The organism is Pseudomonas sp. GM74 (assembly GCF_000282455.1).
In the GTDB taxonomy this organism is placed as follows: domain Bacteria; phylum Pseudomonadota; class Gammaproteobacteria; order Pseudomonadales; family Pseudomonadaceae; genus Aquipseudomonas.
On record NZ_AKJG01000107.1, the window covers coordinates 1 to 21,254 of the forward strand.

At 60.7% G+C, this 21,254-nt stretch carries 17 protein-coding genes; all 17 read left to right on the forward strand.

The features are described from left to right. Window positions 1-152 precede the first annotated feature (152 nt). The 17 genes from flhA (at window position 153) to PMI34_RS07455 (ending at window position 21,252) form a co-directional block, all read left to right on the forward strand. Window positions 153-2,282, forward strand: coding sequence for a flagellar biosynthesis protein FlhA (gene flhA / locus PMI34_RS07535; RefSeq protein WP_032829794.1), 2,130 nt, complete (start codon window positions 153-155; stop codon window positions 2,280-2,282). An 11-nt stretch (window positions 2,283-2,293) separates the two neighbouring features. Then, window positions 2,294-3,622 (forward strand): flagellar biosynthesis protein FlhF, encoded by a 1,329-nt coding sequence (gene flhF / locus PMI34_RS07530; RefSeq protein ID WP_008052265.1) that lies wholly within the window; start codon window positions 2,294-2,296, stop codon window positions 3,620-3,622. Window positions 3,623-3,738: 116 nt separating this feature from the next. Beyond that, entirely contained in the window at window positions 3,739-4,569 is an 831-nt protein-coding gene (gene fleN, locus PMI34_RS07525; RefSeq protein ID WP_008001746.1) for a flagellar synthesis regulator FleN, read from the forward strand. Next, window positions 4,566-5,306 (forward strand): RNA polymerase sigma factor FliA, encoded by a 741-nt coding sequence (gene fliA, locus PMI34_RS07520; protein WP_008052266.1) that lies wholly within the window; start codon window positions 4,566-4,568, stop codon window positions 5,304-5,306. Before fleN ends, fliA begins: the two co-directional genes overlap by 4 nt. A 167-nt stretch (window positions 5,307-5,473) precedes the next feature. Continuing rightward, window positions 5,474-5,845, forward strand: a complete 372-nt coding sequence (locus PMI34_RS07515; protein ID WP_003183998.1) for a chemotaxis response regulator CheY — start codon at window positions 5,474-5,476, stop codon at window positions 5,843-5,845. A gap of 21 nt (window positions 5,846-5,866) precedes the next feature. Continuing rightward, window positions 5,867-6,655: a protein phosphatase CheZ gene (locus tag PMI34_RS07510; RefSeq protein WP_008052267.1), complete on the forward strand. Its 789-nt coding sequence runs from the start codon at window positions 5,867-5,869 to the stop codon at window positions 6,653-6,655. A gap of 54 nt (window positions 6,656-6,709) precedes the next feature. Next, window positions 6,710-8,974, forward strand: a complete 2,265-nt coding sequence (locus tag PMI34_RS07505) for a chemotaxis protein CheA (RefSeq protein ID WP_008052268.1) — start codon at window positions 6,710-6,712, stop codon at window positions 8,972-8,974. A gap of 48 nt (window positions 8,975-9,022) precedes the next feature. Continuing rightward, the gene (locus tag PMI34_RS07500; RefSeq protein ID WP_008052270.1) at window positions 9,023-10,141 is read left to right on the forward strand and encodes a protein-glutamate methylesterase/protein-glutamine glutaminase; all 1,119 of its coding nucleotides are present in this window, start codon (window positions 9,023-9,025) and stop codon (window positions 10,139-10,141) included. Further along, on the forward strand, window positions 10,141-10,881 hold the full coding sequence (locus PMI34_RS07495) for a flagellar motor protein (protein WP_008052271.1): 741 nt from the start codon (window positions 10,141-10,143) through the stop codon (window positions 10,879-10,881). Before PMI34_RS07500 ends, PMI34_RS07495 begins: the two co-directional genes overlap by 1 nt. 12 nt (window positions 10,882-10,893) lie before the next feature. Further along, window positions 10,894-11,784, forward strand: coding sequence for a flagellar motor protein MotD (gene motD, locus PMI34_RS07490; protein WP_008052273.1), 891 nt, complete (start codon window positions 10,894-10,896; stop codon window positions 11,782-11,784). Between the two features lie 43 nt (window positions 11,785-11,827). Beyond that, on the forward strand, window positions 11,828-12,616 hold the full coding sequence (locus tag PMI34_RS07485; protein ID WP_008052275.1) for a ParA family protein: 789 nt from the start codon (window positions 11,828-11,830) through the stop codon (window positions 12,614-12,616). A gap of 141 nt (window positions 12,617-12,757) precedes the next feature. After that, window positions 12,758-13,678: a CheW domain-containing protein gene (locus PMI34_RS07480; protein ID WP_008052277.1), complete on the forward strand. Its 921-nt coding sequence runs from the start codon at window positions 12,758-12,760 to the stop codon at window positions 13,676-13,678. Between the two features lie 73 nt (window positions 13,679-13,751). Further along, window positions 13,752-14,237 (forward strand): chemotaxis protein CheW, encoded by a 486-nt coding sequence (locus PMI34_RS07475; RefSeq protein ID WP_007980742.1) that lies wholly within the window; start codon window positions 13,752-13,754, stop codon window positions 14,235-14,237. Next, the gene (locus PMI34_RS07470) at window positions 14,238-14,630 is read left to right on the forward strand and encodes a DUF2802 domain-containing protein (RefSeq protein WP_007980743.1); all 393 of its coding nucleotides are present in this window, start codon (window positions 14,238-14,240) and stop codon (window positions 14,628-14,630) included. It abuts the gene before it with no gap. Window positions 14,631-15,296: 666 nt separating this feature from the next. Further along, window positions 15,297-16,376: a hypothetical protein gene (locus tag PMI34_RS07465; RefSeq protein ID WP_008052281.1), complete on the forward strand. Its 1,080-nt coding sequence runs from the start codon at window positions 15,297-15,299 to the stop codon at window positions 16,374-16,376. 35 nt (window positions 16,377-16,411) lie between these two features. Next, window positions 16,412-19,288 (forward strand): type VI secretion system Vgr family protein, encoded by a 2,877-nt coding sequence (locus tag PMI34_RS07460; RefSeq protein WP_008052283.1) that lies wholly within the window; start codon window positions 16,412-16,414, stop codon window positions 19,286-19,288. Window positions 19,289-19,290: 2 nt separating this feature from the next. Next, on the forward strand, window positions 19,291-21,252 hold the full coding sequence (locus tag PMI34_RS07455; RefSeq protein WP_008052285.1) for a phospholipase D-like domain-containing protein: 1,962 nt from the start codon (window positions 19,291-19,293) through the stop codon (window positions 21,250-21,252). The last annotated feature ends 2 nt before the right edge of the window (window positions 21,253-21,254 follow it).

The window sequence follows — 21,254 nt, forward strand, 5'->3', positions numbered from 1 at the left end:
GGCTCGGCAGCTGCTACGGATGATTCACGCGCTCATTTCGTTGATAAGCCCCTCTATTTCAAACCCCGCAAAAGTTGGAAAGCTTCTTGCAGTAGCCGCCCTGCGCCTGCTTCAGGCGTCAAAAGTTTGCTTTAAAGGAACGGGGAAAACCGGTGGATCGCTCTCAGTTAATCAACAGTGCCCGCACAAACGTTGCCGACCTCAGTCGAGGCAATCTGGGCGTGCCGCTGTTGCTGCTGGTCATGCTGGCGATGATGATGTTGCCGGTGCCGCCGTTCCTGCTGGACGTGTTCTTCACCTTCAACATTGCCCTGTCCATCGTCGTGCTGCTGGTGTGCGTCTACGCTTTGCGGCCGTTGGATTTCGCGGTGTTCCCGACCATTTTGCTGGTGGCGACGCTGTTGCGCCTGGCGTTGAACGTGGCCTCCACGCGGGTGGTGATGCTTCACGGCCAGGATGGCCATGCCGCCGCCGGCAAGGTGATCCAGGCCTTCGGTGAGGTGGTGATCGGCGGTAACTATGTGGTCGGTATCGTGGTCTTCGCGATCTTGATGATCATCAACTTCGTCGTGGTGACCAAGGGGGCTGGGCGGATTTCCGAGGTGAGCGCGCGATTCACCCTCGATGCGATGCCCGGCAAGCAAATGGCGATCGACGCCGACCTTAACGCCGGCCTGATCGATCAGGCCCAGGCCAAGGCCCGTCGCTCGGAAGTGGCCCAGGAAGCCGAATTCTATGGCTCCATGGACGGTGCGAGCAAATTCGTCCGGGGTGACGCCATCGCCGGCCTGCTGATCCTGTTCATCAACCTGATCGGCGGCATGGCGGTCGGCATCTTCCAGCACGGCATGACCTTCGGCGACGCCGGCAAGGTGTATGCGCTGTTGACCATCGGTGACGGTTTGGTGGCGCAATTGCCATCACTGTTGTTATCGACAGCGGCGGCGATCATGGTGACCCGTGCGTCCGGTTCGGAAGACATGGGCAAGCAAATCAATCGCCAGATGTTCGCCTCGCCCAAGGCGCTGGCGGTGGCAGCCGGTTTGATGGCGGTCATGGGCCTGGTGCCCGGCATGCCGCACTTCTCGTTCCTGAGCATGGCGGCCCTGGCGGCCGGTGGCGCTTACCTGTTCTGGAAAAAGCAGAACGTCGCCAAGGTGCAGGCTCTGCAAGAGGTCAAGCGCCAGCAGGAATTGCTACCGTCGCCGGCCCGCGCCCAGGAAACCAAGGAACTTGGCTGGGATGACGTGACACCGATCGACATGATCGGCCTGGAAGTGGGTTATCGCCTGATTCCATTGGTGGACCGCAACCAGGGCGGCCAGTTGCTGGCGCGGATCAAGGGCGTACGCAAGAAGCTGTCCCAGGATCTGGGCTTCCTGATGCCCACGGTGCATATCCGCGATAACCTCGACCTGGCGCCAAGTGCCTATCGCCTGACCCTCATGGGGGTGATCCTGGCCGAAGCGGAGATCTACCCGGATCGCGAGCTGGCGATCAACCCGGGGCAGGTCTACGGCACGCTCAACGGCATTACCGCCAAAGATCCGGCTTTCGGCCTGGAGGCAGTCTGGATCGAAATCAGCCAGCGCGCCCAGGCGCAATCCCTCGGTTATACGGTGGTGGATGCCAGTACAGTAGTGGCTACCCACCTGAACCAGATACTCTACAAGCATTCCAGTGAACTGATCGGTCACGAAGAAGTACAGCAACTCATGCAATTGCTGGCCAAAAGCTCGCCAAAACTGGCCGAGGAGCTGGTGCCGGGTGTGGTTTCGCTGTCGCAACTGCTCAAGGTGCTGCAAGCGCTGTTGGCCGAACAAGTGCCTGTGCGCGATATCCGCAGCATTGCCGAGGCGATCGCCAACAATGCCGCCAAGAGTCAAGATACCGCCGCGCTGGTGGCTGCCGTGCGGGTTGGCGTATCCCGCGCAATCGTCCAAAGCATTGTAGGCACTGAGTCGGAGCTGCCAGTCATCACGCTTGAGCCAAGGTTGGAACAGATATTGCTCAATAGTCTGCAAAAGGCAGGACAAGGCTCGGAAGAGGGCGTTCTGCTGGAGCCAAGCATGGCCGAGAAACTGCAACGTTCGTTGATCGACGCGGCGCAGCGTCAGGAGATGCAAGGTCAGCCGGTGATTCTGCTGGTGGCCGGTCCGGTTCGCGCGATGCTCTCGCGATTTGGCCGGCTCGCAGTCCCGGGTTTGCACGTGTTGGCTTACCAGGAAATTCCTGACAACAAGCAAGTGACCATCGTTGCGACAGTAGGGCCCAACGGCTGAGGTAGTGGTTTATGCAAGTTAAGCGTTTTTTCGCCGCCGATATGCGTCAGGCCATGAAGCTGGTTCGCGATGAGCTGGGCGCTGATGCCGCCATCATTGGCAACCGCCGGATCGCCGGGGGTGTCGAACTGACGGCTGCGCTGGATTACAAGCTGTCGGCGCTGGCGCCGCGGGTTCCGAACATGGAGCTCGAAGACGAGCTGCGCAAGACTCAGTCGCGGATCGTCACCGCCCAGGCCGAGTTGAGCCTGCGTGGCGATGGCGAGAGCGACAATGCAACCAATCGCCAGTTGTTCGCCGGCTTGCCGTTGACCGCCGCCGAGCCGCTGATCGAACCGACCTGCGCCGAACCCCGTCGCCCCACGCCAGCCGCTGCGCCAGCGTCCGCTGGCGTGGATCCACGTGCGTTCGACTCAATGCGTTTCGAACTCAACAGCCTGCGCGAACTCATGGAAGTCCAACTCGGCTCCCTGGCCTGGAATCAGCTGCAAGGCAGCCGTCCGGACCAGGCCAACCTCTGGCGTCGCCTGCAACGCATCGGCCTGAGCGGCCCGCTGTCGCGCGACCTGCTGGCGATGATCAGCGAAATCGAAGAGCCTCGTCAGGCCTGGCGCATGTTGCTGGCGCACCTGGCGCGCATGATCGTTACGCCGCAAGTCGAGCCGCTGGAAGAGGGCGGTGTGATTGCCATGGTCGGCCCTGCCGGCATGGGCAAGACCACCACCCTGGCCAAGCTGGCCGCCCGCTACGTGCTCAAGTACGGCGCGCAGAACATTGCGCTGGTGAGCATGGACAGCTTCCGCATCGGTGCCCAGGAGCAGCTCAAGACCCTGGGGCGCATACTCAATGTGCCGGTGACCCACGTCGATCCGGGCCAGTCCCTGGTGCAGGCGCTGGAGCCATTGCTGCGCAAGCGCGTGGTGCTGATCGATACCGCCGGCCTGCAGGCCAGCGATCCGGCCCTGCGCATGCAGCTCGAAAGCCTGGCCGGTCGTGGCATCCGCTCGAAAAATTATCTGGTCCTGGCAACCACCAGCCAGAAACAGGTTCTAACGGCCGCTTATCACAGTTACAAGCGTTGTGGGCTCGCAGGCTGCATCCTGACTAAACTGGATGAAACGGCAAGTCTGGGTGAGGTGTTGAGCCTTGCCATCAGTCATGAACTGCCGGTGGCTTACCTGACCGATGGCCCGCGGATCCCGGATGATTTGCATCTGCCGCGTCGTCATCAGTTGGTCAGCCGCGCCGTGAGCGTGCAAATGCAGGAAGAACCCAGCGAAGAAGCCATGGCTGACATGTTCGCTGACATCTACCACAGCCCGACCAAGCAGGTTGGCTGAGGTGATAATGAACAGTTTTTGTACCTACATCGATGGTCTGCCATGCATTGTTCCGTTTGTGAACGCGCAGCCAGTAATGTGGCCTCCGTCTATGCAAGACAAGGTAAAGAAATAACATGGGCAGCATGCATCCCGTACAGGTGATCGCGGTGACCGGCGGCAAAGGTGGCGTCGGGAAAACTAATGTGTCAGTGAACTTGTCCCTGGCTTTGGCCGAGCTTGGCCGGCGCGTCATGCTGTTGGACGCGGACCTTGGACTGGCGAACGTCGACGTTCTGCTGGGCCTGACACCCAAACGTACCCTGGCCGACGTGATCGAAGGCCGCTGCGAACTGCGCGATGTATTGCTGCAGGGACCCGGCGGCATCCGTATCGTTCCGGCCGCATCCGGCACTCAGAGCATGGTGCATCTGAGCCCCGCGCAACACGCCGGCCTGATCCAGGCCTTCAGTGATATCGGCGACAACCTCGACGTATTGGTGATCGACACCGCCGCGGGCATTGGTGACTCGGTAGTCAGTTTCGTCCGCGCAGCCCAGGAAGTGCTGCTGGTGGTGTGCGACGAGCCGACCTCGATTACCGACGCCTACGCCTTGATCAAGTTGCTGAACCGCGACTACGGCATGAACCGCTTCCGCGTCCTGGCCAACATGGCCCAGAGCCCGCAGGAAGGACGCAACCTGTTCGCCAAGTTGACCAAGGTCACGGATCGCTTCCTCGATGTCGCCCTACAATACGTCGGCGCGGTGCCCTACGACGAGAGCGTGCGCAAGGCCGTGCAGAAGCAGCGCGCGGTCTACGAGGCCTTCCCGCGTTCCAAGTGCTCGCTGGCGTTCAAGGCCATCGCGCAGAAGGTCGATACCTGGCCGCTGCCTGCCAACCCGCGCGGGCACCTGGAGTTTTTCGTCGAGCGGCTCGTGCAGCAGACAGCAGGACCTGTTCTATGACAGCCAGCGGCTACAACCTCTACAAGAAGTCGGCACGCGATGCGCAGTACGAGCTGATCGAGCGTTACGCGCCGCTGGTTAAACGCATTGCCTACCACTTGCTGGCGCGTTTGCCGGCCAGTGTCCAGGTCGAAGACCTGATCCAGGCCGGGATGATCGGCCTGCTTGAAGTGTCGACCAAATATGACGCCAGCAAAGGCGCCAGTTTCGAAACGTACGCGGGCATACGAATCCGCGGCGCCATGCTCGATGAGGTGCGCAAGGGGGACTGGGCACCACGTTCGGTTCATCGCAACACGCGCATGGTCAGCGATGCCATTCGCTCGATTGAAGCTAAAACCGGCCGAGACGCTAAAGATCACGAAGTTGCGGCCGAACTCCAATTGAGTCTCGATGATTACTACGGGATTTTGAACGACACCCTGGGCAGCCGGCTGTTCAGTTTCGACGACCTGTTGCAGGACGGCGAACACGATGGGCTGCACGAGGATGGCGCGAGTGCTCATATCGAGCCGTCACGCGACCTGGAAGATGAACGCTTCCAGGCTGCGCTGGCGGATGCGATTGCCAATTTGCCGGAGCGTGAGCGACTGGTGTTGGCGCTGTACTACGACGAAGAGTTGAACCTCAAGGAAATCGGTGAGGTCCTGGGGGTCAGCGAATCGCGGGTCAGCCAGTTACACAGCCAGTGCGCGGCCCGTTTGCGGGGGCGTTTGGGGGAGTGGCGAGCGCGCTGAAGGCAGTGTGGGGACACTGCGAACGAGGCTGGTGTGGTGTTGAACTGCACCGGTCTCGATCTGTTGTGCTCCAGACAGTCATTGAGTGCTTTGCCGGATTGATTGAAATGGCGCGTCCAGGTGCTGGACGCGTTTAAGACTGCTTGGAGGTCGAATTGGACAAGAACATGAAAATCCTCATCGTTGATGACTTCTCAACGATGCGGCGGATCATCAAGAACCTGCTGCGTGACCTTGGGTTCACCAACACCGTCGAGGCCGACGATGGCACTACCGCCATTCCGGTGCTCAACAGCGGAAGCATCGACTTTCTGGTAACGGACTGGAACATGCCTGGCATGACCGGTATCGATCTGCTGCGCCACGTGCGTGCCGATGAAAAGCTCAAGCACCTGCCGGTGCTGATGGTAACCGCTGAAGCCAAGCGCGAGCAGATCATCGAAGCGGCCCAGGCCGGCGTTAACGGCTATGTGGTCAAACCCTTCACGGCCCAGGCGTTGAAAGAAAAAATCGAGAAGATTTTCGAACGCATCGGTTGATGAATGCGCCACGGGGGAGCTATGGGCAATAACGAAACTTCATTGGGCGACTTTGAATCGACCCTGAAAAAACACGCCGTCGAATTGGTCGAGAGCCTTGAAAAAGGCAAGTTCGGCGACGCGGTGCAATTGATCCATGAGCTCAACCAGACCCGTGACCGTGGCCTGTATCAGGAAGTGGGCAAGCTCACTCGCGAGCTGCATAGCGCGATCGTCAATTTCCAGATTGACCCGCACATGCCGCAAGCCGAAGAAGTGTCGCAGATCACCGACGCCACCGAGCGCCTGGGGTATGTGGTCAAGCTGACCGAGGCTGCGGCCAATCGCACCATGGATCTGGTGGAAAGTGCCACGCCGCTGGTCAATGGCCTGGCCGATGAAGCCAAGGTGTTGAGCGCGGACTGGGGGCGTTTCATGCGTCGCGAAGTCGGCGCCGAAGAGTTTCGAGAACTGGCCCGGCGGGTCGACGGGTTCCTGACGCGCAGCGGCACGGACAATCGCGCGGTGTCGGGCAACCTCAACGACATCCTGCTCGCCCAGGATTACCAGGACCTCACAGGCCAGGTGATCAAGCGTGTGACCCAGTTGGTCACCGAAGTTGAAAGCAACCTGCTCAAGCTCGTGCTGATGGCCAGCCAGGTGGACCGCTTTGCGGGCATCGAACATGACCGTGAAGCGATGCTTGCTGAAAAAGATCCACAAAAACATCTCTCTCAGGGTGAAGGTCCGCAGATTCATGCCGATAAAAGAGAAGACGTTGTGTCCGGTCAGGACGATGTGGACGATTTGTTATCCAGCCTGGGATTTTAGAGTTTTAGAATTTTAGGTTTTTTGGGTTTTTAGACCTGTAGGAGCACCCCCTTAATGAGCTTCGGCGCCGATGAAGAGATCCTTCAGGATTTCCTGGTTGAGGCCGGCGAGATTCTAGAGCAACTGTCCGAGCAACTGGTCGAGCTGGAAAGCCGTCCGGATGATGCGGATCTGCTCAATGCAATTTTTCGCGGTTTTCACACTGTAAAAGGGGGCGCCGGCTTCCTCCAGCTCAACGAGCTGGTGGAGTGCTGCCACATCGCCGAGAACGTGTTCGACATCCTGCGCAAGGGTGAGCGTCGCGTCGACTCGGAACTGATGGACGTGGTTCTCGAAGCGCTGGACGCGGTGAACAGCATGTTCAGCGAAGTCCGCGAACGCAGCCCGATCACGGCCGCGACACCGCAACTGCTCGCGGCGCTGGCCCGTCTGGCCGAGCCGCAATCGGCCGACGAGGTGGCTTCTGCGCCCGTCGCCGAGGTCATTGAAGTGCCAGTGGCCGAAACCGGTTCCGATGACATCACCGACACCGAATTTGAACAACTGCTGGACTCACTGAACGCCGTCAAGGCCCAGGCCGAGGCCCCGGCGGTTGCTCCAGCGCCGGCCAGCAATGCCGCTGGCAGCGATGAAATCACCGACGCCGAGTTCGAGTCGTTGCTCGATCAACTGCACGGTAAAGGCCAGTTCGCCGTTGACGCGGTGGTCCCGCCACCGGCTGCGCCAGAAGCCCCGAAATCCGCAGGCGACAGTTCCGATATTACTGACGACGAATTCGAAGCACTGCTCGACCAGCTGCACGGCAAGGGTAACTTTGCTGTCGAAGCGCTGGAGTCGGCCATTGCTTCTGTGCCAGCACCCGCGGCACCCAGCGCGGTGGCGGCCGGCAGCGATCTGATTTCCGATCACGAGTTCGAAGCGCTGCTCGACGAATTGCACGGCAAAGGCAAGTTCAGCGAAGTCGGCACCGCGACGGTGGCCAACGGTTCGAACGCTTCCGTTGCGGCACCGGCAGCCAAGGCTGCGGCGCCGAAACCTGTGGCCAGGGCAACGGAGCCAAAAGCCGAAGCGCCGACCCCGGCAGCTGCTGCTGCACCGGCTGCTGCCCGCGCCCCGGCCGCGCCTCCGGCGGAAAAACCGGCGAGCGAAGCCGAGACCACCGTGCGCGTCGACACCGCGCGTCTGGACGAGATCATGAACATGGTCGGCGAGTTGGTGCTGGTGCGTAACCGCCTGGTCCGCCTGGGCCTCAACAGCGGCGACGAAGCCATGTCCAAGGCCGTGTCGAACCTCGACGTGGTCACCGCCGATCTGCAAACCGCGGTCATGAAGACCCGGATGCAACCGATCAAGAAAGTCTTCGGGCGCTTCCCGCGCCTGGTTCGCGACCTGGCTCGCCAGCTCAAGAAAGAGATCAACCTGGAACTGGTCGGCGAAGAAACCGACCTCGACAAGAACCTCGTCGAGGCCCTGGCCGACCCGCTGGTCCACTTGGTGCGCAACGCGGTCGATCACGGCATCGAATCGCCGGAAGAACGCGAAGCTTCGGGCAAGGCCCGGGGCGGCAAGGTGATCCTGGCGGCCGAGCAGGAGGGTGATCACATCCTGCTGTCGATCTCCGATGACGGCAAAGGCATGGACCCGAACGTCCTGCGTTCCATCGCGGTAAAACGCGGTGTGATGGACAAGGATGCCGCCGATCGCCTGAGCGACACCGAATGCTACAACCTGATCTTCGCCCCGGGTTTCTCGACCAAGACCGAGATCTCCGACGTATCGGGTCGCGGCGTGGGCATGGACGTGGTGAAAACCAAGATCTCCCAGCTCAACGGCTCGATCAACATCTATTCGGCCAAGGGCCAGGGTTCGAAGATCGTCATCAAGGTGCCGCTGACCCTGGCGATCATGCCGACGCTGATGGTCATGCTCGGCAACCAGGCGTTCGCGTTCCCGCTGGTGAACGTCAACGAGATCTTCCACCTCGACCTGTCGACCACCAACGTCGTGGACGGCCAGGAAGTGGTGATCGTGCGGGACAAGGCGCTGCCATTGTTCTACCTCAAACGCTGGCTGGTCAGCTCCGCCGCTCACGAAGAGCAGCGCGAGGGCCATGTGGTGATCCTTTCGGTGGGCACGCAGCGGATCGGCTTTGTCGTCGATCAGCTGGTGGGCCAGGAAGAAGTGGTCATCAAGCCATTGGGCAAAATGCTCCAGGGAACTCCGGGCATGTCCGGCGCCACCATCACCGGTGACGGCCGCATCGCGCTGATTCTCGATGTTCCGAGCATGCTCAAGCGTTACGCCACACGGCGTATTTGATTCTGGTGGAGCGGGGCGCCTGGCCTCGCTCCATCTAATGGAGTGTTTATGGCAGTCAAAGTCCTGGTGGTGGACGATTCGGGGTTTTTCCGCCGCCGCGTCTCGGAAATTCTTTCAGCGGATTCCAATATCCAGGTCGTCGGCACGGCGACCAACGGCAAAGAGGCGATCGATCAGGCGCTGGCCCTCAAGCCCGACGTGATCACCATGGACTACGAGATGCCGATGATGGACGGCATCACCGCTGTGCGGCACATCATGCAACGCTGCCCGACCCCGGTCCTGATGTTCTCCTCGCTGACCCACGAAGGCGCCCGGGTCACCCTCGATGCGCTGGATGCCGGTGCGGTGGACTTCCTGCCGAAGAATTTCGAAGACATCTCGCGCAACCCCGAGAAGGTCAAGCAATTGCTGTGCGAAAAGATCCTGAGCATCTCGCGCAGCAATCGTCGCGTCAGCACTTACAGCGCTCCGGCACCTGTGCCCGCACCCGCGCCTTCGAGCGTCGGCAGTTACGGCAGCAGTGCGCCCGTGCGTCCGGCACCGGCACCGATCCCTGCGCGTACCCATGGGGCCACCGCGTCGTCACCCGCGCCGAAACGCAAAGCCTACAAACTGGTGGCCATCGGTACGTCCACCGGTGGCCCGGTCGCCCTGCAGCGGGTCTTGACCCAGTTACCGGCCAACTTTCCGGCCCCGATCGTGCTGGTCCAACACATGCCGGCCGCCTTCACCAAGGCCTTCGCCGAGCGCCTGGACAAGCTCTGCCGCATCAGCGTCAAGGAAGCCGAGGATGGTGACATCCTGCGTCCGGGCCTGGCGTTGCTGGCGCCGGGTGGCAAGCAGATGATGATCGATGGCCGCGGTGCGGTGAAAATCCTCCCGGGTGACGAACGTCTCAATTACAAGCCGTGCGTGGACATCACCTTCGGTTCGGCAGCCAAGACCTTCGGTGACAAAGTTCTGGCGGTGGTGTTGACCGGCATGGGCGCCGACGGCCGTGAAGGCGCGCGCCTGCTCAAGCAGGGCGGCAGTTCGATCTGGGCGCAGGACGAAGCCAGTTGCGTGATCTACGGCATGCCGATGGCCATCGTCAAAGCCGAACTCGCCGACGCGGTGTACAGCCTCGATGACATTGGCAAGCACCTGGTCGAGGCCTGTATCTGATGGATGTTCTAAGCCTGATTGGCATCATCATGGCCTTCGTCGCCATCATCGGCGGCAACTACCTCGAGGGCGGCCATCTCGGCGCCCTGGCCAACGGCCCGGCAGCGCTGATCGTACTCGGCGGCACCATTGGCGCCGCGCTCCTGCAATCGCCGATGAGCGCCTTCAAGCGCGCCATGCAGATCCTCGCCTGGATCCTGTTTCCGCCCCGTGTCGACCTGGCGGGTGGCATCGACCGCGTGGTGAACTGGAGCCTGACCGCCCGCAAGGAAGGCCTGCTCGGCCTTGAAGGCATTGCCGACGCCGAGCCCGACAACTACGCGCGCAAAGGCCTGCAACTGCTGGTCGACGGCGCCGAGCCGGAAGCGATCCGCAGCATTCTGGAAGTGGATTTCTACACCCAGGAAAGCCGCGACATCGAAGCGGCCAAGGTCTTCGAAAGCATGGGCGGTTACGCGCCGACCATCGGCATCATCGGTGCGGTGATGGGCCTGATTCATGTCATGGGCAACCTCGCTGATCCATCGCAACTGGGCAGCGGTATTGCCGTGGCGTTCGTCGCCACTATCTACGGCGTGGCCAGTGCCAACCTGGTGCTGCTGCCGATTGCCGCCAAACTCAAAGCCATTGCGCTGCGCCAGTCGCGTTATCGCGAAATGTTGCTGGAAGGACTGCTGTCGATCGCCGAAGGTGAAAACCCTCGCTCCATCGAGTTGAAGCTTCAGGGCTTCATGGATTAAGGGACTAGGCTCATGGCACGTCGTCGCCAACATGAAGAGCATGTAAACCATGAACGTTGGCTGGTTTCCTATGCCGACTTCATTACCTTGCTGTTCGCCTTTTTCGTGGTGATGTACTCCATCTCTTCGATCAACGAAGGCAAGTACAAGGTCATTTCCGAAGCCCTGATCGGCGTCTTCACCGATTCCGATCGCGCGCTCAAGCCGATCCCCATCGGTGACGAGCGGCCGAAGACCGTGACCCCGGCCAAGCCGCTGGTCAAGGACAGTGACCAGGTCGATGCCGGTGTCTCCGGCGCCAGCGATCCACTCAAAAGCATCGCCGACGACATCAGCGCGGCGTTCGGTGACCTGATCAGCTCCAACCAGATGACCGTGCGCGGCAACGAGCTGTGGGTCGAGATCGAGCTCAATTCCAGCCTGTTGTTCGGCAGCGGCGATGCCATGCCCAGCGACATTGCGTTCAGCATCATCGACAAGGTCGCAGCGATCCTGAAGCCGTTCGACAACCCGATCCATGTCGAAGGTTTCACCGACGATCAACCGATCCGCACCGCGCAGTACCCGACCAACTGGGAGCTGTCCTCGGCCCGCTCGGCCAGCATCGTGCGCATGCTGGCGATGCAAGGGGTGAACCCCGGTCGCCTGGCGTCGGTGGGCTACGGCGAGTTTCAGCCGGTGGCCAACAACGCCACCGCCGAAGGCCGCGCCCGCAACCGTCGCGTGGTGCTGGTGGTGTCGCGCAACCTCGATGTTCGCCGCAGCTTGACCGGCACCGGAACCGCCCATGCGCAACCGGATGCCGCATTGAAGCGTGCTGGCACACAAACTGCACCGACCCCGGTCAAGTCGCCGGTACGAGAGAACGCCGTCAATTCTCCGTCACCGGCATTAACACGTTGAGCTATTTCTCGGTCGATCCGTGCGGCCGGGAGGAACAATCCGAATGAGAGTCTGGGCAGTCGCCAATCAAAAGGGTGGTGTCGGTAAAACCACTTCCTCCATTGCTTTAGCCGGTTTACTGGCGGAGGCGGGCAAGCGCGTGGTCGTGGTCGATCTCGACCCCCACGGCTCCATGACCAGCTACTTCGGCTACGATCCCGACACTCTGGAACACAGCAACTACGACCTGTTCCTGCACAAGGGCAACGTGCCGCAAGGCCTGCCGGGTCAACTGTTGCTGTCGACCAGTGATGAACGCATCTCCCTGTTGCCCTCCAGCACCGCACTGGCCACCCTTGAGCGCCAGTCGCCGGGGCAGAGCGGTCTGGGCCTGGTGATTGCCAAGAGCCTGGCGCAACTGTGGCAGGACTTCGATTACGCCGTGATCGACAGCCCGCCCTTGCTCGGCGTGCTGATGGTCAACGCCTTGGCGGCGAGCCAGCAACTGGTGATCCCGGTGCAGACCGAACACCTGGCGGTCAAGGGCCTGGAGCGCATGGTCAACACCCTGGCGATGATCAACCGCTCGCGCAAACAGGCATTGCCCTTCACCATCGTGCCGACCCTGTTTGACCGCCGCACCCAGGCGTCCCTCGGAACCTTGCGCGTGCTGCGCGACAAATTCCCCGAGGAAATCTGGCAAGGATACATCCCGGTGGACACCCGCCTGCGCGATGCCAGCCGTGCCGGGCTGACGCCTTCGCAGTTCGACGGCAAGAGCCGTGGCGTTCTCGCTTACCGTGCGTTGCTCAAGCATCTGCTGGCGGCGCAACTTGTTGCGCAGGTGGCGTGACATGACCTCGATCCCTGCAGGAGCGAGCCTGCTCGCGATGGTCGTCAACGATGACGCGGGAAACCTGGAATCCCGTGGCGCTCTCAGGTTCATCGCGAGCAAGTCGAATCGTCGCACCGTCGCCCCTACAGGTGCGTGCGGATGAACCGGCCATTGAAGACCACATTACGCCCGCAATTGGCGTTGCAGTCGTATCTGGACAGCCTGCTGCAGGACGTGACCGAAGAGTTGACGCTGCCCCTGGAGGAAGTGGCCGAGGAGATCGCCGCCGAAGCGGTGCTGGACGAATTCCAGGCAGCGGTGCTCGAAGAGCAGGCCCGTGATGCCGCGGCGGCCGCGCCGGCGCCGGCATCCGTCGCGCCAGTGTTCAAGGCGCCGGTGATCGAAGCCCCGGCGCCGGTCATGGCGTCCGTTTCGACCATCGCTACGCTGCTGCAAGCCTTGGTACCGCCACCTGTTGAAGCGCAGCCAGTCGCTGTCGAAGTGCCGCAAACCCTGGTACCGCCAGTCGTCGAAGTGCATCTGCCGCCGAGCAATACGCCGCCGCCGGTGGAAACCGATGGTCGTCCGTCCTGGGCTGCCGAACCCTTCGAATGCCTGCTGTTCGATGTCGCTGGCTTGACCCTGGCGGTGCCGCTGGTGTGCCTGGGGTCGATTTACTCCCTGGCCGGTCACGAATTGACGCCGTTGTTCGGCCAGCCGGAGTGGTTCCTGGGCATCCTGCCGAGCCAGGCCGGCAACCTCAAGGTGCTCGATACCGCGCGTTGGGTCATGCCCGATCGTTACCGCGACGATTTCAAGCAGGGCTTGCAATACGTGATTTCGGTGCAAGGCTACGAGTGGGGGCTGGCAGTGCATCAGGTCAGCCGCTCGTTGCGTCTGGACCCGAATGAAATCAAATGGAGAAGTCACCGAGGTCAGCGGCCATGGCTCGCCGGCACGGTGATTGAACACATGTGCGCCTTGCTCGACGTCGCCTCCCTGGCGGAGTTGATCGCCAGTGGCGGGGCAAAGCACATGTCCGGCAGCAAGCCGAACCACAAACCGACAAACATCAAATAAACAACAGGCGACGTCACTCGATGGCGTTGCACGGAACACACACCGCCAGGGCGGTTTCTTGAGGGGTCAGGGTATGAATGACAAGGCAACGGCGGCAAAAGGTTCCGAAGATCCGATCCTGCAATGGGTCACCTTCAAGCTGGACAACGAGACCTACGGCATCAACGTGATGCGCGTCCAGGAAGTCCTGCGCTACACCGAAATCGCCCCGGTCCCGGGTGCCCCGAGCTACGTGCTGGGCATCATCAACCTGCGCGGTAACGTCGTCACCGTGATCGACACCCGCCAGCGCTTCGGCCTGATGAATGCCGAGATCAGCGACAACACCCGTATCGTCATCATCGAAGCCGACAAGCAGGTGGTCGGGATCATGGTCGACAGCGTGGCCGAAGTGGTTTACCTGCGTCAGTCGGAAATCGAAACCGCGCCGAACGTGGGTAACGAAGAATCCGCCAAGTTCATTCAAGGCGTGTGCAACAAGAACAACGAATTGCTCATCCTGGTCGAGCTCGACAAGATGATGAGCGAAGAAGAATGGTCGGAACTGGAGAGTATCTGATTGATTCTCGAGGTTGCGGTCATTGTCCTGTTCCTGTTCTGGGCAGGCACGCTGGCGATGTTTCTGGCCTACATTCGTGCCCAGAAGCAGATCGCCGCGCAACAGGCCCAGGGCGACGCGCAGCGCGACCAGCGCATCAAGGACCTGGGCAAACGCGTTGACAACTACCAGAACGGCAACGTGCGCATGGGCGAAGACCTGCATGAACTGCGGGCGATCGTGGCGCCGTTGCCGGACAAACTCGCACAGCTGGAACAGCGCGACCCGACCAGCCTGTCGTTTGCCCAGGCAGCACGATTGGTCGGGATGGGCGCCAGCGTCGACGAACTGACCCAGTCCTGCGGCTTGACCCAGGCTGAGGCGGAGTTGATGAGCAAGGTGCACAAGAACTAGTTACCTGTAGGAGCGAGCAGGCTCGCTCCTGCAATGGTTCGATGTCGTTCACCAAATCCGGGCCCGCCACTGTCCCCTGTGGGAGCGGGCTTGCCCGCGAAGGCGTCCTCGAAACTTCAATAATCATCCCCGCATTCGGTGATGTCCTTCTCGACCATCGGCGCATCCGGTTCCTGTCCCGCCGGATATCTCCCCTTCAGATCCCACGCAAACGCATGGTCCAGGCAAATCGTTGGATAACACGCCTGCGAAATATCGCCCCCCCAGCTCCATCCCCGTGCGCAATCTCAACACATCCGATTTCGCGTTCAGGCGCTTCGTGAAGTCGGGCAGGATCGCACCTGGGACGTGTCCTACGTGGTCATGGGACTCGGACTACTTGGTTTGAGGAAGGCGCTGACTTGTGACAGTCGACCTCCGTCAGTACCGTGCGGTTCTTGTATTTGCCCTCGGTTTCAGACTGTGAGCCGAGTCTTCCATGTTCAATCACGGACGTCACTTTGCGCCCCATCATCGTAATCGACGACCCGACCTCTGATGGAGGGCGTGTTTGTCAGGGATCGCCCTGGATGGATATCACCGGTTGCTCGTGACGGTGACCTGACTTCCTGCGGTGCAAGGTTGATAGCTACGCAAAAGGACACAGGCCTTCTCTAAGGAACAGAGATGGAATATCGAAGAAGTATCTACGACCGTATTTCCGAACGACGGTTGGCGGCGCAAGAGGCTCAACGTCTGGCGGACGCGATATTTCCCTCGGGGGATTTCGCCTCCAGTTGCGTCAGTATTGCGCGGGCCTGGGTCTGGCTACCTTGCGGCGCTTATGACGCACCGCTGCCGGTGAGCGAACTGGCAGGGATGCGTACCGACTTCTCTCACGACCCACGCCTGCTTGATGCGCGCGGACTGCGACGGCCCATTCGCCGTCTTGCCACTCCCGCCGCAGGGTGGCCAGCAGTCGAGGCGCTGGGACGTTCCGGTGAAATCCTGCAGGGCGCCCTGAAAAAATGGGCGTCGACAATGCGCGACTCAATCGACTGGTCGAACACCCAGGTTGTGTTGTTCGCTCCAGACGCTGTGGGAGCAATGGACTGGATTGATCGAGCCGTGAGCCTGTGGCCTCGGGAGCTGATTCCACTGCATGGTTTTGACCTGCAGACCCAAGCCCCCGCGCAGTGGTTGCCCGAGGTCCTTGGTCACAGTACCGGGCCGCAGGATCTGTTGTGCCTGAGTCTGGACACATGGGTCTGCAAGGAGCAGGCGTCGTCTTGCGCACCTGATGAGATAGCCGGCGAAGCAGTCAGCGCGGTGTTACTGCGTCGCCGGCCGAAGCTTGCGGGCCCGCAGACCGACAGTGCTATGAAACTGTTTGCGCCAATCCAGCTGGATCATCCGGCGCGCACTGCACAGGCGCGTACCGACACGCAAACCCTCGAACGGCTGATGGCAACGCTGTGCGAGGGCACGGCCATCGATCCGGCGCGAGTCAGCGTGCTGATCGGGGAGGGCGCACTCGGTGACAACCGTCTCACTCAGCTCAGCGAATACGCCCGGTGTTTCTTGCCTGGCCTGGACCTCGAGCGCCAGGTTCGCCTCAACACAATTGGCGCCCGGTTCGGGCCTGTGACCGGGCAATGGGTGCAAATCGGCCTCTCCTGGCTGGTCGCAAGCGCTGAACCTGGCTGCGCCGTGTGGATATTGGATCGCACATTGTCCGACCAGACCCGGGGCTGGCTGATCGGCTAAAGCCTCATGGACTTGAGATACAGGGAGTTTGAACGGTGAATTCAATCACAGACGCCGCATTGGCCACGTTTGTCCAGCCGTTGAGCCAGGCCGGACGCTTGTTGCAACTGACGACACCCCAAGGGCAGGAGCTGTTCGCGTTGCGCGCCCATGCCCGGGAGCGGGTGAGCCGGGTGCCACGCTACACGGTTGACGTGATCAACCAGTCCACGGTCTTCGACCCGGAACAGCTCATTGGTCAGGCGGTACAACTGAGCATCAAGCTGGACGACGGTAGCTTGAGCCCCAGGCATGGCTGGGTGGAAAGCGTGCGTTACCTGGGAAGTGACGGCGGTCTTGACGACTGGCAACTGGTCTTCGCTCCCTGGTTCAGCCTGCTGGAGTACCGTGTGGATTGCCGGATCTGGCAGGAGGTGAGCCTTCCCGACATCCTCGCCCAGGTCTTCCAGCACTATAACCAGGCGCGTGGCGCGTACCGTTTCGAGCTGTCACGGGAATATCCCCTGCTGTCCTACGTCACCCAGTTCAACGAGACCGATGCCCATTTCGTGCAGCGTTGGTGCGAACAGGAAGGTTTGTTCTGGTACGTGGAGCATACGCACGATAGTCACTGCATCGTTTTCACTGACAGCGCCATGCTTTTACCGACCTTGAGCCCATCGGCCTTGCGTTTTCATACGCAACAGGCCGCTGACCGGCAAGACAGCATTACTCAATGGAGCCCGGGTGCCCGATTGCTCAATGGTGTGGTGCAATCGAGCAGCAGCGACTACCTCTGTCATGCCCGATCACATATCACGCGAACTCCGGCGCTGCCTGCATCTTCGGCGCCGCCCGATCTCGAACGTTATCAATACCGTGGGCAATATGCCTGGCAAAACCCGGACCGTGGCGACTGGCTGAGCCGTGTGCAGATCGAGCAGGACGAGTCGGCTGCCAGACGCATCCATGGACAAGGTGGCGTGCGACAGATGCAACCCGGTCATGGTTTCGAGCTGACCCAACATCCATTGTATGAATTCAAGACGCCCAAGGAACGCCAGTTCCTGATCATTGCGGTCGAGTTCTTTGCCCAGAGCAACCTGCCGGTCGGCAGGCAACGAGTCAGCCCGCCCGGTAGCCTGAAAGCGCTTTTCGAGTCCGAGCAGCGTCAGTCGATGCTCGAGGTGGATAACGAAGGCTTTTACCTGAATCGCTTTGAAACCCAGCGGTTGGACATTGCTTATCGCAGCCCATTCGCTCATGCCAAACCAGCCAACCCCGGCCCGCAAACCGCCGTCGTTGTGGCCCCGAGCGGTCGTGAGGTCTTTACCGACAAACTAAACCGTATCTGCGTACGCTTTCATTGGGACCGACTGCTCAAGGATGGCGAACTGGGCTCATGCTGGCTGCGCATGATGCAGGCTAGCAGTGGCGAGGGCTGGGGCAGCGTGAACGTGCCACGCTCGGGGGAAGAGGTCGTGGTGACGTTCCTCGACAACGACATCGACCGCCCCCTGGTGATGGGGCAGGTCTATGGCGGACACAAGCCCGCCTGGCACTCAAGCGGGTTGATGAGTGGTTACAAGAGCCAGGAGATCAAGGGGCTCGGCTACAACCAATGGGTGATGGACGACTCCACCGGCCAGGTACGGACCCAGATCCATAGCAGCCATGGCCACAGCCAGTTGAACCTCGGTTATCTGATCGACCAGCAGGGCAATCAGCGTGGCGCCCTGCGGGGTACCGGCTTTGAGTTGCGCACCGATGCCTACGGTGCCCTGCGCGCGCAGCAGGGTTTGTACCTCAGCACCTGGCCACGCACCAATGCGCAAGGTGGCCAGGTCGATGCCCAGGAAGCCCGGACGCAACTGACGAACGCACAAGCGCGGGTCAAGGCATTGTCCGAGGCCGCTCACCAGCACAACGCCCTGCCGATGCAGGGCAGTGTCGACAGCCTCGATCAGCTTGATGTCGACACTCGGCTGGACTATGGCAGCGAGGGCAAACCTCTCACCAGTACTCAACGACAACCACGCAATGGCGGCGACACCGATGCGGCGATCAGCACGGGTGGCCGTGGCCGTACGGCCGGCTTTCACAAGCCGCTGTTGATCGTGTCAGCGCCCGCCGACATCGTCACCGCGACGCCGCAAAATACCCACGTCCATAGCGGCAAGCAGTTGACCTTGTCGAGCGGAGAGGACATCAACCTTGCCGGCGGCTCGTCATTGCTGGCCAGTGTTGCTCAAGGCATCAGCCTGTTCGCCAAGGCCGCGGGCGCCAGGCTGTTTGCGGCCAAAGGCAAGGTAGAAATTCAGGCACAGAGCGATGCCATCGAGCTCACCGCCCGGGACAGTGTGCGTATCACTTCGACCGCGCGCTCCGTCGAGATTGCCGCTCAGGATGAAATCCTGCTGACCAGCGGTGGCGCCTACATCCGCATCAAGGACGGCAACATCGACATCCATGCGCCCGGCACCGTTGATGTAAGGGGCTTGAAAAAGTCCTTCAAGGGCCCGGCACAACTTAACCGCGATAACCCGGCCTGGCCGGCAGGCTCGGCCAGGCAGTCACTGATGTTGGCGGTCGGGCAAAGCAGTGCAGCAGGTTTTCAGTCGTGGGCGGGCATGCCCTACACACTCTTTGCCGATGGGGTTCGGGCTGCAAACGGTGTGATGGACGCCAGTGGCCGGATCGCTGTCGACCACCACGTCACCACCACTCGTTATCACATCGAACTGGCCAACGGCGTCAGCTACGAGGTGCCGGTGGGCGGCGACTACCTGGGAGAGCCGGGCAATGCCGAACGGGCCAACCAGGGTTTCCACCGCCATGAGCGCCGACCTCAACCTGACGATACGCCGCGGGACAGCCGTAGCCGGTTCCGCATGGCCTACACCCAACTGAATACTCCAGAATCGGAGGCTTGAAGATGACCCTGCCCACGATCACAGTCCCGATCGCCACGAGCAAGACCACCTCCTGCCAGCTCAACCTGCCATGGTTCGTGCAGTGCACCGAATACGACCCGGTGCCCGCCACCTTCGAGCCGCTGGTGAACGGCGAGCGCGCCTTTGGCGCGGTTTATGATGCCATCATGACCGCCAAAAACAGCGTGGAAATCATCTGTTGGGGTTTTCAGCCGTCGATGTACTTCAAGCGGGGCGATACCAGTTCGCAGTGCATTGGCGATCTGTTGATCAAGAAAGCCCATGAAGGGGTTCAGGTCCGAATCCTGTGCTGGTACGACACGCTGCGCGTCGCCCAGACTTCGGAGAACCCGACGCCCGGCGACAACGTCTCCAATTGGTCTGGCAGATTCAAGCAGAACCGCAACGATGCACAAATCGAATATGACAAGTTGTGGTATCGCCAGGTCCGGCTGGCCTACACGGGCGCCGAAACCGGCCCCATCGAGCTGGGCCAGCGTTTCTTTCGCCTGATGCGATGGGGTAACGATCCCTCTCTGGGCATCAAGAACATCGAATTCGTCACGCGTGACTTCGGCTTGATGGATCGTGCAGAAATTGCCTGGCGGCTGAACTGGAAGGCACTCGACAAGGATCGTGACACGATCAACAAAATCATGAGTTCGGTGGCGATGGTTGCCGAACCGAGCCACCACCAGAAAGTGGTGCTGGTGGACTACGAGCAACCAGAGGTCGCCGTCGGGTTCGTGATGGGGCACAACACGCTGGATGCCTATTGGGACGATGATCATCACAGACATGCTCGACACCAGGCGCAGTTCGGGCGCAACGGCGAAACACCCCGGCAGGACATTTCCAGCCGGGTGACCGGGCCGGTGCTTGAGTTTTTGAACGACAACTTCTGCACCGCCTGGAAAAAAGAAACCCGCATCGACCTGCTGGGCCCTCGCCAGCACATCGCCGGACAACTGCGCGTGCGCCCAGGCTTCGGCCCCCCCGTCATGGCGCAGATACTCAGGACCCAAAGCCAGGAAGGAATCCGCGACATCGAGAAGGTCTACCTGAAGGCCGTCAACAACACGACCCGATTCATCTACATCGAGAACCAGTACTTTCGCTGGCCACCGCTGGCGGACAAGATCAAGAGCGTCGTACAAAACCTGCTCAATGGGGGCCGCGATCTTGAAAAAGACGGGCCGGTGTATCTGTTCGTCGTGACCAACTCCTCCAGCGAGGCCATGGGCGATGGCTCCGTCAATACGTTCCGCATGTTGAAACAGTTGGGCCGTCCGGAGCTGATGCCGGGTATCGCCAAGGCCGAGCGGCGTGACGGTTTGCTGGCCGAACTTGCGCAAGCCAGGCTGGCGGAGCGCCTGGCTTCCATCAACGCACGCATTTTCAAGGATCAACGCGATACCGCTCATGACCAGGCGGCGGCCCGGTACTACGAAACCTTGAAAGAAAAGCAGGAGCGCGCACGCGCCAGAGTGGCGCAGCTTGAAAATGAATTTCCCCAGAAGAACCAGTCCGTCATTTCACCCACGGAAATCCCCGGCCTGAAAGTGCACATTTGTACCCTGGTGGCACCTGATTCCCCACCGGAAAACTGGATGGATGTGTATGTGCACAGCAAGTTGATGATTGTCGATGACGTGTTCACCACGCTGGGTTCCGCGAACATCAATACGCGCAGTATGCAGGTGGATAGTGAGTTGAATATTTGTATTGAAGATCCTGCGGTGACTCGGCCGTTGAGGGAGCATTTGTTTGGGGTGCATACGGGGGAAGAAACCATTGGGGCTGACATGGCTGAGATATACAAAAAATGGAATGAGATTCTTAAAAAAAATAACACACGAAGAATGCGCGGCCTACAAAGAGAAACTGTGATGACTTCAAAGTCGCCGGTTGCATCATTGGTCGAGTTTCTACAAGAGAGTCCTGTCATGAAGAATTGGGACTAGGT